We start from the raw sequence: 16,155 nt of genomic DNA on the forward strand, positions 1-16,155 counted from the left end.
GCCAGGCCATTGATCGATTTGCGCATGTCATGGTGGCCGGTGGCCAGGTACACCATGCCCTGCGGTGTGCCCCACATCAGCGCAGCGCCTCGAGCACGCCACCAAGCCAGCGCACCTGCTCGTGGTGTGAAAGGCGGATTACGTAGCCGTGCGGAGTGCGCAGTTCCAGCACCGGTTCCTGGTACCCTGCCACCATCGGCAGCGCAATGAGCCTGGTGGCTGTGGACTGCGGCGCCAGCCGCTTGCGCCAGTAGTGAAAACTGCCCTCCGTTACGCCTTCGCGAACGCACCAGGGCCGGATGCCCAGTCCAGAATTTGCCTGCTCCTGTAGCCGGACCATCCAGGCTTGTCTCGCCGATTCATTGCGCATTGCGTTGGCTCCAGTGATTGATGAAGCCGCAATTTTGGAAGGCTTACCTCACGATTGGAAGGTGGGGTGAAATTCCCGCTTACCCTGGAGTTCCGCTCCCGATTTCTCGCCCACACCATGCAGCCCGATGGCACCGCGCGCAGATCCGCCGGCGGCCGCCCCAAGGGCGATCCTGCGGCTGTGCGCAGCACGACGATCGGCGTGCGCGTATCGGCCAGCGAGAACGCAACGCTGCGAGCTAAGGCGGCGCAGATGGACTTGGTGCCGGCGCAGTGGCTGCGCGAGAAGGCGCTCGCGCGGTGCTTGCCGGCGCCGCCAGTCTCCGCAATTAATCGCGAGCGGTACGCCGAATTGGCGCGCCTGGCCGCGAACCTTAACCAGCTGACCCGTGCATGACGATTGAGACGAAGCGACTGCGCCTGGCGTTGCTGGGAATCGGTGAGGCAGGCGATGATCGCTAAAGCCATCAAGGACAAGGGCTTCCGCGGTGCGCTCGAATATGACCTGAGCAAAAAGCAGGGGCGCGTGATCGACACCAACATGGAGGGCGCCGACCCGCGAGAGCTGGCCAGGGAGTTTGGCGCGATCCGCAAGCTGCGCCCGAATTTGGGCAGGGCGGTGCGGCACGTTTCGTTGTCTGCCGCTCCGGGCGAACATTTGAGCGACGATCAATGGCGCGAGATAGGGCAGTGCTACCTGCACGGCATGGGTCTGGACGCCAACCAGTACCTGGTCACGCGGCACCTCGACACGAAGTCCTCATGCGCGCGATCGAGCGCGATAACACGCTGCAGTCGGTGCGGCTATCGATCGACGCCGAGCGCCATGCGGCGATGAAGGGCGAAATCGAACAAGGGCTGCGCACCCGGATCGCGTCGACGCGCCAGCGCCTGCAGCAGCTGTGCGATGGCGCTGCAACGACAAGCCATACCTACTGCGACTACGCGGAGCGGCTTGATGCGGCCGGCGTGGAGCTGGTGCCGGTGACGCAGCTCGATGGCGCCAACTAGCTTGACGGCTACCGGTTGCGGCAATTGACCGCCAGCGCGAACGAGAACAGCATCACGGACCTGGGCACGCGGATCGAAGCGCTGCGCCAGGCGAAGATCGAGGGCGGATCAACTGACGTCGATGCTCGAGCCGATCGCGCAGGCGATGGCAGCGTTGACGGACGAAACCCGCATCACCCTGGACGAGATTGGACAGAAAAGCCGGGCGCACAACGAGAGGTTCGAACGGGAGGTTACGGCTGCGGCGATGCAGCAGGCAGCGGCGAAGGCGAACGAATCGGCCGATCGCATGAGCAGGGCCGGCCAGAGCATGGAATTGACGCACAATCTGCTGTTGGTGGCGACGGGCCTCTTGACTGCTGCCCTCGTGAGCGCATTCTGGCTTTGGCTGGCGCCCGCCGACGGTGGTGAATCGTCTGGATGCAGCGTAGGTAGCCGAGTACCTGCGGCCCGCGATCGAAGCCTTGAAGCTGTCAAAGCCCAAATAGGCGCGATGGGTGCTGAGCGGTACGAGGTGGTGATCGTCAACGCGAAGACCGGGCGGCAAACCAGGCGGGAATGGAACGCATCAGAATTGGTGAAAAACGTGCCTTGGCTCATACGCATGAACGCCCAGGGCGGCGACATCTACCTTCGGCCGCTTGACGGCCCCGAGCTGCTGCTCGTTGATGCGCTCAGTGCGGAAGCCGTGAAAGGTATGCACAGGCAGGAGCTAGCGCCCGCCAGTGACTATCGAAACAAGCCCAGGACGATTTCCGGCGTGGATCAAGATGTATAACGAGGTGCGCTTAGCCCACCAATTCCAATTCCCCTACCAACCGTACGATCGACGGTCGCGTGAGAAACTTCAAGCAAGGTCATCACGTTAGTTGCCCCGGCTGAGCGGGCTCTTGGCTTACTTTGCCGGCAGAGCCGCCACAGTTGAGTTGAGCTGCTCCGAACGTCGTGTGTTCAATCCGATCAGGCAGCCCAACCGCCGCATTTCGAGCGCGTTGCCAATTGCGCCGCCCCCAAGTGACGAGTCGAACGCACACTGCGCGTCGCGGTATTGCTCGAACGCTTTGCTCGAGGTCCGTAGCTTTTCCTTTGCACGGCTGATGTATTTGCTATCTTCGTCCCACATCGAAAGCCGGGCTGCGGCCTGCGCTTCTGCTTGCTCCAACATTCGCTTGCTCTGCTGAGACCTTTTGGAAAGGCATTCGCGCATGGCTGATTCCGAGTGCGCGCCGCACTCTTCGACAGCACTACGCTCGTTTTGAAGTTCGGCCCCGTTGGCGAAGGTCGCCAAACCGGGCAAAGCAAGCAAGCCTGCCAAGACGATGAAATTCGGAATTCGCATAGTGACTCCTCTCATGAGCGTATCAGACGGAACGCGTAGTCGAGCTTTTTCGCGTAATAGGGATCGCCGCCACCATTGTAGCGTTGTGCAATATTATCGGTACTGATTGGACGCCATCGTGTAATAACCCGTTGAATCGATCTTGGTTGAAACCGCAAGATCTGTGCAGGTCGTAGCACATTTGCCGTGGGGTTTAATTTTCTCAAGATCTCCGGCGTACAGCCTTGTGCCTTGGCGATCGTGGCCAGGCTATCGCCATGTTTTATCGTCACTTCATGAATTGTTTTTTCATCCGAGGCCAAGACGCTTTGAAATTCGAAATATGCCGTCCGCATGAGAAGGTAACCGATGCCCGCCCGAATATTGTGGGAAGGTATTGTTCGGACGGTGCCGATGGTTAGCCTACCTTGCCATTTTGGCGGCAAAATAAGTTCACCGCCTTCCCTGTTTGAAAGGAAGGAGGCCAGTCCAGGATCGCCGGGCACTCCGATTTGCATTGGTTTGGTATGCCACTCGGAGCTTGACGCGCCGGACTCAGTCCAGAGCATCGCTTTGATCAACCGCCAGTCGAGTTGCCTGAATCCGGAGGTGGATTTCAAGTGCTGGTTGAGCTCGCTCACCGCGGTCTTGATCTCACCGTCGTAAGCGTCCCAACGTGGGTCGTTGATGGCTTTGCTGAGTCCGTCTTGCCATTTTTCGAAAGCGGTTTTGATCGGTGCCTGAGTCGCCATCTTTTGTCCTTCATTTCGCGGTAACGAAAATTTACGAAGGTGGGTCACCCAATTGAGCCAACCGTTATCTTAGTATCCCGATCCGTTGATGTGATTGCTTCAACGCAATTTCTTGGCGGAAGGTTGGGCGGAAGGGATCGCATGCAGGCTAGGTTGATTTTGCAGGCATCGAGCGTTCAGCTTTTTATTTCGGGCTTGCCACGGCGGTCGATACCGTTCACACGGCTGGCATTGGGTTCGGTCGGACCACGGCTGGCCACCGCGGCCCTGATTTCCAAGCCGAATGCCTCCGCCTGGACCGCCCGCTCTAGCGCCGCTTCAAGCTTGGCGTCAAGAACGGCCGCCTGCTGTGTAGCTGCCGTTCTTCCTTGGTGTTCCTCGCGCAGCGTTGCAAGATCAACTTCAAGGCGCGGCATCGCTTCAAGCTTGAGCAGCGCCTTAACCAAGTCGATATGCGCCTTGGCGCCGTGCTCACGCGCGCCAATCGCCTCCTGCCTGGCGTTGACCATTTCGCCCTCCATTTGCGCGATTCGACCCTGCAACGTCGCCAGCTCGGTTGATCGTGCCCATGCTGCCGGTATTGCCGAGCCGTTCGCGCACCGTGCGCGACGAAGGCCGGATGTTCGCGGAGCACATTGCATCGGCGGCCGCCGCGACCTGCCCGTAAGTGACCGTGGCTTCGCGTCCCATTCGGTCCTCCGTAATAAACTTTTACGCAACCTCCATCATGAGGTCAAGCGTAGCGGTAGCCATCGAGGTCGGTCAAAGCGTTACGAATGCGACTGTCATCGGGATCGCTGTTGCGGCTTATTCGTCCAGCGTTTTTCTTCGCCAACTGTCCCAGGCGTTAGTCGTCGTGAGACCGGCGCGCATGAGAAAGGACAGCTCAGCCAGCGCATACGCGTTGCGAACGCACGACAGGCGCTGTTGGCCGCGTTATCCAGCGCCGACCGGCCGCGTCCACGGTCGACCGTGGGCTTTTTAGCAAGGTGGTGCTGGTTGACGCTGCTCAGTCGCACGTTGATATCGTCAAATAGGCTGGTACATATCGAGTCGCCGGTTCGGAGCAAGCCATGTTTTCGCTTCGCTCAAACTGCTCGCCCTGCGGGGAATTTTCGCTGCGCTCGCCACAACCTAATACCTAGCCACCAGCCACGACCACATCATGCAGCCCGATGCCGCCATACGCAGATCCGCCGGCGGCCGCCCCAAGGGCGATCCCGCAGCCGTGTGCAGCACGACGATCGGCGTGCGCGTCTCGGCCAGCGAGTACGCAACGCTGCGCGCGAAGGCAGCGCAGTTACACATGACGCCGGCGCAGTGGTTGCGCGAGGCAGCGCTTGCGCGGTGCTTGCCATCGCCGCCAGTCGAGGCAATCAATCGCGAGCAGTACGCCGAGCTGGCGCGCCTGGCCGCGAACCTAAACCAGCTGATTAGGCTCGCCAACGAAGGAGGACGCGTGACCGTCGCCAATGACCTCCTTGAGCGCATGACGATTGAGGCGAAGCGTCTGCGCTTGGCGTTACTTGGGATCGGCGAGGCAGGCTATGATCGCTAAAGCCATCAAAGGCAAGGGTTTTCGTGGCGCGCTCGAATACGATTTGAGCAAGGAACAGGGGCGCGTGATCGACACCAACATGGAGGGCGTTGGCCTGCGCGAGCTGGCCAGGAAATTCGGCGAGATCCGCAAGCTGCGGCCGAACCTGGGCAGCGCTATTTGCACGGCATGGGACTAAACGACAACCAGGACCTGATCACGCGGCACCACGATACGGAGCACGAGCACGTACATCTGCTGGTGAATCGCGTCCGGTTCGACGGCGAAGTCACGACTACCGCCGCCACGAAATCCTGATGCGCGCGATCGAACGCGACTTTTCTCTGCAGCCGGTGCGACCATCGATCGAAGCCGAACGCCGTGCGGCGACCAAGGGCGAGATCGAACAGTGGCTGCGAACCGGTGTGGCGTCGACGCGCCAGCGCCTGCAGCAGCTGTGCGACGGCGCTGCAACGACAAGCCATAACTACAGCGACTACGCGGAGCGGCTTGAAGCGGCCGGCGTGGAGCTGGTGCCGGTAACCCAGCTCGATGGCGCCAAGTTATCCGGACTGTCGTACCAGCTCGATGGCGTAATGATGAAGGGTAGTGACCTGGGCAAGGGATACAGCCCGGCGGGACTGGCCAAACGGGGAATCAGCTATGAAAAAAACCGAGACGTTGCGGCAGTTGGCCGCCAGCGCGAACGAGAAGCGCATCGCGGACTTGGGGACGCGGATCGAAGCGCTGCGCCAGGCGAAGATCGAGAGCGCGGATCAACTGGCGTCGATGCTGGAGCCGATCGCGCAGGCGATGGCAGTACTGACGGACGAAACCCGCATCGCTCTGGACGACATCGGACAGAAAAGCCGGGCGTGATCGTGCCGCATCTTTATCTTGGCAGCGGGAATCCGCCAGACCGAGTCGTCCAGGTCCATCTCGCGCCATTCCGCAGCACGCAGTTCGCCGGGTCGCACGAGCAGGAGCGCCGACAGCTTGGCCGGTATGGTAAAGGCTCTCTTGAGGTCCGGCGTGACATCGGGCTCCGCCAGTCCCGTCGCCACCGCGAAGCGCAGGACCTGGCCGATGATTTGCTTTACGCGATGGGCCGATTCGTGCACACCGCGCGCTTCCATGCGCTGCACGCACGCCAGGACGTCGCGAGGCTTGAGCGTCGAAACGGCGGCTTTGCCGATATAGGGAAAGACGTCGTTCTGGAGCCAGCCGGTGACCTTTTGGCGCGTGGTTTCGGCGCGATTGGTTGCGGTCTTCTCCATCCACATGCGCGCCCAGTTCGAACGTCTGCGTGGCAGCGAAAATCTCCTCCTGTTTTTTCTTGCCTGGCCCGGAAAGGATCGCGGCCGTGCGCGATCAGGCGTCTGGCGTCGGCGCAGCGCGCGCACGTTGGCGAGGGTGATGGTGGGGTAGACGCCCAGTGCGAGCGTTTTGCGCTTTCCGAGGTGGCGGTAGTCGAGGTGCCAATACTTTCAGGTAGGCGTCACGAGCAGGTACATGCCGTTGCCGTCTGCGTGCTTCTGGCCGGTCGGCTTGTCGAATTTTGGCGGTGCGTACGAAGGTGTCGGTGAGTGCCATGGCGGTTCTCCCATACCGGTGACGGTATTTTCTTTCAACCAACTTCGGTATACCGGCAAATTTTACGGTATACGGCCTGGATGACCTCGCATTTTTTTGGGACGAACTCGGCCTATATCGAGGCCGGTCGTCATAGCAGGAAGGAGTGCTTTGTGGACGTCTTGGGACGACTTGATACATTGACATGGTGCCCGGGACCGGAATCGAACCGGTACGCCATTTCTGACACGAGATTTTAAGTCTCGGGTGTCTACCAGTTTCACCACCCGGGCAGCGCGCGAGATTTTAGCACACCCCAGCCTTGCCGCGCTCGATCGCGATTGCGAGCAACACAACGATTACCCAAACTGCATACGCCCTTGTCGGATTTCTTTACACTTAGAAATAATTGCAAAAAGATATTCTACTAAATCAGGTAGTTACGTTGCTGGAACGAAATATGCCATGTGTTTCCCAATCAACATAACTTTTAACCTCGGGACCGGCAACTTCATGGATCTGGTAAAAGCGGCAGTGAAATTGCTTGGGGCGGCTCTGTTGGCCGCAGGGATTGTCTGTTCGGCGACGGCGGGGACCATCGTCTACGACTTCGATACGTTCGATGACGACACGCCGCTGGCCACCGGGTACGCCGGCCTGACCTTTACGAACGCGGCCGTGTGGAAGGCCGGGCTGTCCCTTAACGAAACGGCGTTTTCCCCGCACTCGGCGGACGGTGTCGTGCTCAATATCGGCGGCCCGATCACCGTTGTTTTTTTGACGCCGGTGTTTGGCGTGGGCGGCTATTTTACCTACGACAGTGGACTGGCCATTGCCATCTACGACGGCCGTGGTGCCTTGCTCGGCGAGCTGTCCGGCGCGTACGCCAACAACCTCATCGACGGCAGCGGCGATGCCAGCAGCTCCCCCAACGAATTTCTTCAGTTTGCCGACGTGAACGGTCTCATCGCCCGCATCACCATTACATCCTCCGGCGGATCTACGGTCGTGCTCGACGACCTCACCGTCGACGATGGCGCCACCAGTATTTCCGAGCCATCCTCGATCGCCCTGATGGCTGGCGTGATCGCGGCCGGCCTGCGCCGCCGCGGCTGGCTGCGCCGTTCCTGACACCACCCCAAGGTTTGCCGGCGCAGGCGCGGGCACGCTCGGCACGCCGTCGATCGCGCCGGGCAGCATGCCGGCCGCGACATCGACGCCCGTCACCTTCAGCGTCAGCATCACTGACCCCAACTACACTGCCGGCAGCGCCAACGTCCAGCGCCTCAACGCGGCCGGCGGTATCGTTTCGGTGCTCGGCTTGCTGCATGACGACGGCCTGCAGGGCGATGCGGTGGCGGGCGACAAGGTCTACACCCTGCGCGCCACGCTGCTGGAAGCGCTGCCAGGCACGCTCAAGTTCCAGGTTTCGGCCGGCTTCAAAGGGGAAGTTAAGCGCGTCATGGCGGGACCGCTGGCGCTGGTGGTGGGTAGCACGGCGGCGACCCCGACGATCGGCACTGCGCAGATAGCGCCGGGTGCCACCCCGGCCGGGGTCGGCGTGATCGCCACGGTCACCGCGCTGATCGACAACGGCGCAACTGTGCCGACGACCGTGGTGCTGCAAAAACTCGATGGCAACGGCGCCGTGCTGGCCACGCTCGGCAACCTGCACGACGACGGCAACGACGGTGACGCCGGCGCCGGCGACAAGACCTTCAGCCTGCGCACCACGGTGCTGGAAAACCAGGTCGGCACAATCAACTACCGTATCGCAGCGCAGTTCCCCAACGACGCGGCGACCGTGTATTCAGCGCTGCTGCCGATCGCGATCACCGGCACCGCGACCGGAGTCGCCATCACCTCGCCTGCCAACGGCGCCTATCTGAACACCCCGGTCATCACCCTCACCGGCAGCGTCGGCGACGACGCCGCGCAGGTCAAAATAAACGGCATCGCCGCGCCGCACAGCGACAAGAGCTTCGCCGCCGCTGTGCCGCTCAACGAAGGGCCCAACACCATTACCGCGGTGGCGGCCAACAGCAACGGCAGCACCAGCACCGGCGCGGCCACGTTGACGGTGACCGGCGTGGTCAACGACATCGTGGTCGGCACCGTCAACTCGCAGCAGGCGACGGTCACCGTCAACGGCGTCGTCGCCGAAGTGCTGAACCGCAGCTTCATGGCGCGCGACGTGCCGCTGACGGTCGGCGCCAATGCGATCCAGGCGGTCGCCACCGACCGCGCCGGCAACCGCGCCACCACCACCGTCAACCTGACGCGGGCGGCGCCGAACCTGGCCGGGCTGTCGGTCTTGTCGGGCAATAACCAGAGCGCGCCCGTCGGCGCCAACCTTGCCGCGCCGCTGGTGGTGTCGCTGGTCGACAGCCGCGGCGCGCCGCAAGTGAACAAGCCGGTGGTGTTTCGCGTCATCGGACTCGATGGCACGGTCAGCCCGAACCAGGCGGCCGGGCCTGGCCTCGGCGCGGTGGCGGTCAATACCGATGCGCAAGGGCAGGCGCGCAGCTACTTCAGGCTGGGCAGCCGCGCCGGCGCCGGCGCCGGCAACAACCTGGTCGAGGCCAGCGCGGCGGGCATCGCCACCACCGTCGATTTCGTCGCCACGGCAAGCCCGGGCGGTCCGCGCCTGGTGGTGGTCGACTCGGGCAACAACCAGTTCGGCGTGGTGGGGCAGGCGCTGCCGCTGCCGTTCATCGCCATCGTCACCGACGCCAGCAACAACCGCCTGCGCGGCATTCCCGTCGCCTTCAGCGTCACCGGCGGCGGCGGCGGCTTCGGCACCCCACGCAGCCCGACCTTGCAGGGCGTCAGCGACAGCGACGGCGGCGTTGCGGCGACGCTGGTAATGGGCCCGGACGCGGGCGTCAACAACAACGTGGTGGAGGTCAGCTTCGGCGACAACCCCGGGTATTCGGCGGCGTTCGCCGCCACCGGCATGGTGCCGGGACCGGCCAACCTGACCCGCATCAGCGGCGTCGTGCTCGACAACAGCAACCAGCCGATTCCCGGCGTGACGATGCGCCTGCTGCAGATCACCCAGGGCAACGCCAGCAACATCGCGCAGGAGATGGCAACGCCGGTGCGCACCAACCTTCAGGGGCAATTTTTGATGCAGCCGGTGCCGGTCGGGATCTTCAAGCTGATGGCCGACGGCGGCACCGCCGCGCGCTCGGGCAGCTGGCCGACGCTCGATTACGACATGATCACCATTTCGGGCCACGACAACACGGTCGGCATGCCGGTCTATCTGCCCGAACTCAATCCGGCCAACCGGGTATGCGTCAACGAGACCACCGGCGGCACCGTCACCATCCCGGAGGCGCCCGGCTTCGCCCTGACCATCGCGCCCGGTTCGGCCACCTTCCCGGGCGGTTCGCGCAGCGGCTGCGTGTCGGTCACGCCGGTCAACATGGACAAGGTGCCGATGTCGCCGGGCTTTGGCCAGCAGCCGCGTTTCATCGTCACCATCGAGCCGGTCGGCACCCACTTCAATCCGCCGGCGCGCATGACGATCCCGAACGTCGACGGGCTGGCGCCACGCGCGGTGACCGAGATGTATTCGTACGACCATGACCTGGCAAGTTTCGTCGCGATCGGCAGCGCCACGGTCAGCCAGGACGGCTCGACCATCATGTCCGACATCGGCGCCGGCGTGATCAAGGCCGGCTGGCATTGCGGCGGCAACCCGAGCACCACCGGCTCGGCCGGCACCTGCCCAGACCGCGCCGCAAGCGTCGCCCACCGATTGCAAGGAGCAGTTCTGCAATGGCGGCAGTGTGGAGAACCGTAACAAGGATTCTGAAAAAACCGACCAGGACTGCAAAGAGTGCAAGAATGGAGTTCCTACCTCTTTGGCGGGTCAGATCCCAAATCCGAACGACGAGCTCAGTTGCTGCTTCCAGGGCAATAAGATCCCTAACATCGCTCCTACTTACGACCTTTTGATGCAACAATGCAGCCCGGCGCTGCGCTCGCAAAACCAGTCCCTGCGTCACATCATCGATGGCTGTTCGAATTCCCCCGACAACCCGATGGCCGTGACCCATCCATTTACTCAATTGAATCGGCCCGGCACTTCCACCTTTTTCGGTGCGGAAGAAGGCAATCCGCCGATGTCGGGAACCAACGCGCCTGGTCGCGACTTGTCATGCAATTGGCACGACGTCGGCTATCAGACCTGCGGGCGGCTCCAGGCCAACGCCGACGCCGACGCCGACCTGCGCACCAAAGCCGAGCAGGTCTGTGATGTGGCGTACCGCCTGCCCAACCCGTATGCGGCGGGATCCGACAATGCCGCTGAGTTCGCCGATGCGCGGACCGAATGCATGGGTTATGCCACGACCTTTATGCCACGACCTATTTCAACGTGTTGCGCCAAGTAGGGGGAAGCGCGTATCGTGATCGCCAGCAGCAATTCTGCACCTGCTGCCGGCCGGTCACCGCGCCCTGACGACCGGTCGCCCCCAATAAGGAGAACATAGTGTCCACCATGCTTGCACGTTTGTATATCACCGCGCTCATTACCACCGGCGCCGGCCAACTTTCTGCCGCGCCCGTTACTGGCGTCGGGGACAACCTCGAGGCGCTCGGCGTCAGCGTGATCGCCAACGGAGAGCGCTTGATCGTTGTGGCTGGCCGGCGCTCTCCCGGCAAGGATTTCGGCCCATTTGTAGAAGTCGGGCTCGTCGTCGTGCCGGTGGCGGGCGGCGCGGGCGCATTCACAAAAATTCCCGAACTGGATGGATCGCGCGCTGACGATATCCAGTACACGTTTTCAAACAGTGGCGATCTGTACTTCACGAAGGCAGCAGGCGCCGGTGCGATACGGCTGGGCAAGGTGCGCAATGGACGCTTTGTTGGCGTCGACCTCGTGCTGCCAACCGAACTGGCCTCGGGCGACCTCAGTGTTCAAAACATCGAGGCCCTCGATGACGGCGGACTCGATATCGGCGTGCGCAGCAGGGGCAATGGCTCGCTGGTGACGCTCAATCCAGATCTGTCTGTGAAGGCTATCCGGCCGATCGCCCGGTCCGCCGAGTTCCAGGCGGCGTTGCGGCTACGCGGCAGCTCTGACCGGTTCGTCGTCGTCAGCTCCAATGGGAGCCCCGGCCTCGCAGCGCAAGTGGCGAACGAACTTGAATTGCGCACCGCCGATCTTGGATCAACGCTGCGCCGCCATCAAGTAAATGGTCTGGTATCGCGGCCGCAGCAGAGCCCCGACGGCAAGCGCTTCGTCGTGTCGACCCGCAGCACCATTCCCGGATTGGTGACGGCGCACCTGTTCGACGCCGCGCTCGCACCAGTCAAGAGTCTGGTGATTGTCCAAAAACCATCCTATCCACTGCCGGTCGGCGTGTTGTTGTCGAACACCCGGCTGGTGGCGCTGCACCCCGAAAACGGCAAATGTTTCGCCACCGTGGCGGATAGCCGGGACGGCCAGCAGTTGGAGCGGCGCGACGTCAGCGACATGCCAGGATCGCGCTGCGTGAAGGTAGTCGGCGTCATAGCAGGCGCCAATCTGATGCTGGTCACAACAACCATGAGAGCTACCGCAGACGGAGCGAGTGCTTCAATCGCGACCCGCGTCGTGCCACTTTGACGTGCCTGCGCGCCAGGCACTGGGCGACCGAACGCTTCGGCGCCGGCGTCGATCCCGATGGCGATGGCTTTTCAAACGAGATGACGCGCGCCGACGTCACTGCCGTCACGGTGTTCCAGGCGGTGATGGCGGTGCCCGGCCAGGTCGTGCCGAACGACCCGGAAGTCGAACGCGCGATCCTGCACGGCCAGCGCCTGTTTACGCAGTTTCGCTGCGCGCAATGCCACGTGCCGGCGCTGCCGCTCAGCCGCCAGGGCTGGATTTTTTCCGAGCCGGGACCGTTCAACCCGACCGGCAACCTGCGCGCCGGCGACGTGCGCAGCCTGAAGGTCGACCTCAACGACCGCGCGCTGCCGCTGCCGCGGCTGGCCCCGGCGCAGCCGCGCGACGAAATTATGATGGTGCCGGCCTACACCGACTTCAAGCTGAACGACGTTTCCGGCGAGGCCGACGACATGCCAGTTGAGTCGCTCGACATGAACTGGCCGGTGTGGGCACCCAAGTTCGCGGTCGGCAACCGACGCTTCCTGACGCGCCGCCTGTGGGGGATCGCCAACTCGGGGCCGTACTTTCACCACGGGATGTTTTCGACCATGCGCCAGGCGGTGCTGGGACACGCGGGCGAAGCGATCGACTCGCGCAAGGCGTTCCAGACGGCTGCCAAATCCGACCAGGACGCGCTGATCGAATTTCTGAAGTCGCTGCAAGTGCTGCCGCCGGGGACGCCGGCGCTGGTGGTCGATGAAAAATTCCAGCCGAAACGCTGGGGAACGGCCGTTGCCACGGCGAAGTAGCGTTCACTGCTGTCCTTCGGATGGTGTAGCATTCGTGGCGGTGCGCCGGCGATCTTGGCGCGCCTGAACTCCAAGGACACGAATTGAACATCATTATCAACGAAGAACTGCGCTCGTTTATCGATCCGCTCACTGTCAACGAATCGGCCGCGTTAGAGCGCAGCCTGCTGGCCGAAGGCTGCCGCGATGCGCTGGTACTGTGGGGCGAGGTGCTGATCGACGGCCACAACCGCTACGAGATCTGCAGCCGCCACGACATCGAATTTCGCACCGTGCAAAACAGCAGTTTCAGCTCGCTCGACGACGTCATGCTGTGGATGATCGATAACCACCTGGCGCGGCGCAGCGTGTCCGATTACCAGCGCGGCGTGATGGCGCTGCGCAAGAAGGACATCGTCACCGCGCGCGCCGTGCACAGTGCCGGCGTACCCGATGCGCAGGGTGCATCGGGTACATCGGGTGCATCGGGTCTTTCTCAACCTGCTCCACCATGGAACACGCGCGAGGACGTCGCCAAGGCAGCCCGGGTTTCGAGCAACACGATCAGCCAGATCGAGCGGATCCAGAAAGCGGCGACGCCGCAGCTGGTGGAGGCGGTGCGTGCCGGGACAATCTCGATCAATGCCGCGGCCAACGTCGCCTCGCTGCCGCAGTCGGAGCAGATCGCCGCCGTCGCCGGCGGGCGCAAGGAGCTGCAGCTGGCGGCGCGCCAGGTGCGTGAGCAGAAGGCGGGCAGCCGCGCGCCAAAAGAGGCGCCGGCCGACGACGCGCTCGCGCTGCGCGCGCAAGTGACCGGCCTGCGCCAGAAGGTCGACGCGCTCGAGCGGGAAAACGCCGAGCTCAGGGAACTGCTGGCCAACGCTGCATAATTGCTTGCTTGCTCAACCGGAGAGCGCCACATGCTGTCAACCCGCCTGATTATCTGCACGCTGCTTGCCAGCGCCACCTTGTTCGCCCAGCTTCCCGCGCAGGCGTCGTCGCTCGAGGGGGCGCTGACTGCGACGAAGCCTGCCGCATCGAAGCCGAACGTGGCGGAGCATGCGCGCTGGCAGGCGAGCGCCCGGCGGGTCACCATCATGCGCGACAAATGGGGCATCCCCCACGTGTTCGGCAAAACCGATGCCGACGCCGTGTTCGGCCTGCTGTACGCCCAGGCGGAAGACGATTTCAATCGGATCGAACTTAATTACATCAACGCCCTGGGCCGGCTGGCGGAAGTCGAAGGCGAAGCCGAAATCTGGCGCGACCTGCGCATGAAACTGTTCATCACGCCGCACGCCATGCAGGCAAAATATGCGGCCAGTCCCGCCTGGCTGCAAAAGCTGATGAATGCCTTTGCCGATGGCCTCAATTTCTACCTGCATACGCACCCGGAAGTCAAACCGAAGCTGCTCAGCCGTTTCGAGCCCTGGATGGCGCTGGCGTTCAGCGAGGGCAGCATCGGCGGCGACATCGAGTCGATCGACCTCAAGCTGCTCGAGCAGATGTATGGTAAGCGCGGCGAGCGAAGCGGGCGCGCGCCGGTTGCGCAGGCCATTGCCGTTGAAAGCGCCGGCGCCGGCTTCGACGCCGAGCCACGCGGCTCGAACGGGTTCGCGATCGGGCCGGCCCGCAGCGCGTCCGGCAACGCGCTGTTGCTGATCAATCCGCACACATCGTTCTACTTTCGCCCCGAAGTGCACATGGTCAGCGAACAAGGCCTGAATGCCTATGGCGCCGTGACATGGGGCCAGTTTTTCGTCTACCAGGGATTCAACGAGCGGGCAGGGTGGATGCACACCTCGGGCGGCGGCGACGTGATCGACGAGTACCTCGAAACCGTGGTCGAAAAAGACGGCAGGTTCTTTTACCGGTACGGCGCAGGCCTGCGCGAAATGCGCGCGGTGCCGGTGACGCTGCCGTACAAGACTGCCGGCGGCATGGCCAGCAAGACCGTCACGGCCTACTTTACCCACCACGGCCCGGTGGTGCGCGAGGCCGGCGGCAAGTGGGTGTCGACCAAGCTGATGGAGGAGCCGATAAAGGCGCTCACGCAATCCTACGCGCGCACCAAGGCGACCGGTTACGCGGCTTTCTACAAATCGATGGAGCTGCGCACCAATTCGTCGAACAACACGGTGTACGCCGACGCCGACGGCAATATCGCTTACTTCCACGGCAATTTCGTGCCGCGCCGCGATCCCCTCTTCGATTGGGCGCATCCCGTCGACGGCAGCAATCCGGCCACCGAGTGGCAGGGTTTGCACGCGATAAAAGAGACCATCACGCTGTTCAACCCGCCCAGCGGCTACATTTTAAATACGAACAACTGGCCGTTCGCGGCGGCCGGCGCCAACAGCCCGCGCGTACAAGACTATCCGGCCTACATGTGGACGCTGCCGGAAAACGCCCGCGGCCTGCACGCGGTCCGGGTACTCAAGGACCAGGCCGGCTTCACCATCGACAGCCTGATCGCCACCGCCTACGACAGCTACCTGACGGGATTCGAGCTGCTGGTGCCGGCGCTGGCGAAGGACTGGGACGCGCTGGCGGCAAGCGACCCGCTCAAGGCGCAACTGGCCGGCCAGGTGGCGGCGCTACGCGGCTGGGACCTGCGCTTTTCGACGACCTCGGTACCGACCTCGCTGGCGGTGTACTGGGGCCAGCAGATGGTGGCCGCGGCGTCGAAGGCGGCGCGCGCCAGGGAGGTGCCGGTGGCCGATTACATCTCCACCAGCCTGGCGCGGCAAGAGCGGCTGCAGGCGCTGCTGCGGGCGACGGCAAAGCTGGAAGCGGACTTCGGCAGCTGGCAAACGCCGTGGGGCGAAATCAACCGCTTCCAGCGCATCAGCGGCGACGTCGACCAGCAGTACGACGACAGCAAGCCGAGTTATCCGGTCGCATTCACTTCGGCCACCTGGGGCTCGCTGGCCTCGTTCGGCATGGTCGCCAAACAGAAGACCAGGCGCATTTACGGCGACCGCGGCAACAGTTTCGTGGCGGTCGTCGAATTCGGTCCGCGCCTGCGCGCCAAAAGCATCCTGGCCGGCGGCGAAAGCGCCAATCCGGCTTCCAGGCACTTTGACGATCAGGCCGAAATGTACAGCAAGGGCCAGTTCAAGGACGTGCTGTTCTACAAGGCGGACATCGAAAAATTCCTCGAGCGAAAATACCATCCGGGTAAGTAATTCTTAGGAGCATCG

General features: G+C 63.0%; 20 protein-coding genes, 1 tRNA gene and 1 pseudogene. 14 read left to right on the forward strand and 8 right to left on the reverse strand.

The window, feature by feature from the left end; genetic code table 11:
* Nucleotides 1–76 precede the first annotated feature (76 nt).
* Nucleotides 77–370, reverse strand: coding sequence for an IS66 family insertion sequence element accessory protein TnpA (gene tnpA / locus CR103_RS14890; RefSeq protein WP_099916756.1), 294 nt, complete (start codon nt 368–370; stop codon nt 77–79).
* A 66-nt stretch (nt 371–436) separates the two neighbouring features.
* Here tnpA and CR103_RS14895 point away from each other — a divergent pair, with 66 nt between their 5' ends.
* From CR103_RS14895 to CR103_RS23445, 4 genes are all read left to right on the forward strand, one after another.
* On the forward strand, nt 437–766 hold the full coding sequence (locus CR103_RS14895; protein WP_229443125.1) for a plasmid mobilization protein: 330 nt from the start codon (nt 437–439) through the stop codon (nt 764–766).
* A 54-nt stretch (nt 767–820) separates the two neighbouring features.
* Entirely contained in the window at nt 821–1,207 is a 387-nt protein-coding gene (locus CR103_RS14900; protein ID WP_099916757.1) for a relaxase/mobilization nuclease domain-containing protein, read from the forward strand.
* Nucleotides 1,168–1,380, forward strand: a complete 213-nt coding sequence (locus CR103_RS22160) for a hypothetical protein (RefSeq protein WP_143752630.1) — start codon at nt 1,168–1,170, stop codon at nt 1,378–1,380. Before CR103_RS14900 ends, CR103_RS22160 begins: the two co-directional genes overlap by 40 nt.
* Before the next feature lie 121 nt (nt 1,381–1,501).
* Nucleotides 1,502–2,158, forward strand: a complete 657-nt coding sequence (locus tag CR103_RS23445) for a DNA-primase RepB domain-containing protein (protein ID WP_229443126.1) — start codon at nt 1,502–1,504, stop codon at nt 2,156–2,158.
* A gap of 117 nt (nt 2,159–2,275) precedes the next feature.
* Here the strand turns inward: CR103_RS23445 and CR103_RS14915 are convergent, their stop codons facing one another.
* The 4 genes from CR103_RS14915 to CR103_RS14930 form a co-directional block, all read right to left on the reverse strand.
* Complete coding sequence (locus CR103_RS14915) at nt 2,276–2,719, reverse strand: lysozyme inhibitor LprI family protein (protein WP_180279406.1); 444 nt, start codon at nt 2,717–2,719, stop codon at nt 2,276–2,278.
* 11 nt (nt 2,720–2,730) lie between these two features.
* Nucleotides 2,731–3,450 (reverse strand): LysM peptidoglycan-binding domain-containing protein, encoded by a 720-nt coding sequence (locus CR103_RS14920; protein ID WP_099916760.1) that lies wholly within the window; start codon nt 3,448–3,450, stop codon nt 2,731–2,733.
* A 176-nt stretch (nt 3,451–3,626) separates the two neighbouring features.
* The gene (locus CR103_RS14925) at nt 3,627–3,959 is read right to left on the reverse strand and encodes a hypothetical protein (protein WP_099916761.1); all 333 of its coding nucleotides are present in this window, start codon (nt 3,957–3,959) and stop codon (nt 3,627–3,629) included.
* Nucleotides 3,922–4,140, reverse strand: a complete 219-nt coding sequence (locus CR103_RS14930; RefSeq protein ID WP_099916762.1) for a DNA-binding protein — start codon at nt 4,138–4,140, stop codon at nt 3,922–3,924. The genes CR103_RS14925 and CR103_RS14930 overlap by 38 nt, the downstream gene beginning before the upstream one ends.
* A gap of 475 nt (nt 4,141–4,615) precedes the next feature.
* Here CR103_RS14930 and CR103_RS14935 point away from each other — a divergent pair, with 475 nt between their 5' ends.
* The 3 genes from CR103_RS14935 to CR103_RS24170 are packed head-to-tail and all read left to right on the forward strand — an operon-like array spanning nt 4,616 to nt 5,305.
* The gene (locus tag CR103_RS14935) at nt 4,616–5,008 is read left to right on the forward strand and encodes a plasmid mobilization protein (RefSeq protein ID WP_099916763.1); all 393 of its coding nucleotides are present in this window, start codon (nt 4,616–4,618) and stop codon (nt 5,006–5,008) included.
* Nucleotides 4,998–5,186, forward strand: coding sequence for a hypothetical protein (locus CR103_RS14940; RefSeq protein WP_099916764.1), 189 nt, complete (start codon nt 4,998–5,000; stop codon nt 5,184–5,186). The genes CR103_RS14935 and CR103_RS14940 overlap by 11 nt, the downstream gene beginning before the upstream one ends.
* Nucleotides 5,177–5,305, forward strand: coding sequence for a relaxase/mobilization nuclease domain-containing protein (locus CR103_RS24170; RefSeq protein WP_099916765.1), 129 nt, complete (start codon nt 5,177–5,179; stop codon nt 5,303–5,305). Before CR103_RS14940 ends, CR103_RS24170 begins: the two co-directional genes overlap by 10 nt.
* Before the next feature lie 458 nt (nt 5,306–5,763).
* On the opposite strand, the gene CR103_RS14950 is transcribed toward CR103_RS24170, so the two are convergent.
* The 3 genes and pseudogenes from CR103_RS14950 to CR103_RS14955 all read right to left on the reverse strand — a co-directional run bounded on the left by CR103_RS14950 (nt 5,764) and on the right by CR103_RS14955 (nt 6,852).
* Complete coding sequence (locus CR103_RS14950) at nt 5,764–6,270, reverse strand: tyrosine-type recombinase/integrase (RefSeq protein ID WP_099916766.1); 507 nt, start codon at nt 6,268–6,270, stop codon at nt 5,764–5,766.
* 105 nt (nt 6,271–6,375) lie between these two features.
* Nucleotides 6,376–6,462: pseudogene (locus CR103_RS24175) on the reverse strand (hypothetical protein); the annotation flags it as partial.
* A gap of 303 nt (nt 6,463–6,765) precedes the next feature.
* Nucleotides 6,766–6,852, reverse strand: a tRNA-Leu gene (locus tag CR103_RS14955).
* 172 nt (nt 6,853–7,024) lie between these two features.
* Here CR103_RS14955 and CR103_RS14960 point away from each other — a divergent pair.
* The 7 genes from CR103_RS14960 (at nt 7,025) to CR103_RS14990 (ending at nt 16,140) form a co-directional block, all read left to right on the forward strand.
* The gene (locus CR103_RS14960) at nt 7,025–7,690 is read left to right on the forward strand and encodes a hypothetical protein (RefSeq protein WP_143752632.1); all 666 of its coding nucleotides are present in this window, start codon (nt 7,025–7,027) and stop codon (nt 7,688–7,690) included.
* 67 nt (nt 7,691–7,757) lie between these two features.
* Nucleotides 7,758–10,370 carry a choice-of-anchor X domain-containing protein gene (locus CR103_RS14965; protein ID WP_099916768.1) on the forward strand — a complete coding sequence of 871 codons (2,613 nt, stop codon included), beginning with the start codon at nt 7,758–7,760 and terminating at the stop codon, nt 10,368–10,370.
* Nucleotides 10,357–10,962, forward strand: a complete 606-nt coding sequence (locus CR103_RS14970; RefSeq protein WP_143752633.1) for a hypothetical protein — start codon at nt 10,357–10,359, stop codon at nt 10,960–10,962. The genes CR103_RS14965 and CR103_RS14970 overlap by 14 nt, the downstream gene beginning before the upstream one ends.
* Before the next feature lie 98 nt (nt 10,963–11,060).
* Entirely contained in the window at nt 11,061–12,179 is a 1,119-nt protein-coding gene (locus CR103_RS14975; protein WP_143752634.1) for a hypothetical protein, read from the forward strand.
* Nucleotides 12,176–12,973, forward strand: coding sequence for a di-heme oxidoredictase family protein (locus CR103_RS14980; RefSeq protein WP_099916771.1), 798 nt, complete (start codon nt 12,176–12,178; stop codon nt 12,971–12,973). The genes CR103_RS14975 and CR103_RS14980 overlap by 4 nt, the downstream gene beginning before the upstream one ends.
* A gap of 83 nt (nt 12,974–13,056) precedes the next feature.
* Nucleotides 13,057–13,842 carry a hypothetical protein gene (locus CR103_RS14985; protein WP_099916772.1) on the forward strand — a complete coding sequence of 262 codons (786 nt, stop codon included), beginning with the start codon at nt 13,057–13,059 and terminating at the stop codon, nt 13,840–13,842.
* Nucleotides 13,843–13,872: 30 nt separating this feature from the next.
* Nucleotides 13,873–16,140: a penicillin acylase family protein gene (locus tag CR103_RS14990; RefSeq protein ID WP_099916773.1), complete on the forward strand. Its 2,268-nt coding sequence runs from the start codon at nt 13,873–13,875 to the stop codon at nt 16,138–16,140.
* The last annotated feature ends 15 nt before the right edge of the window (nt 16,141–16,155 follow it).

The organism is Massilia psychrophila (genome assembly GCF_002760665.1).
Lineage (GTDB): Bacteria > Pseudomonadota > Gammaproteobacteria > Burkholderiales > Burkholderiaceae_D > JAFCUW01.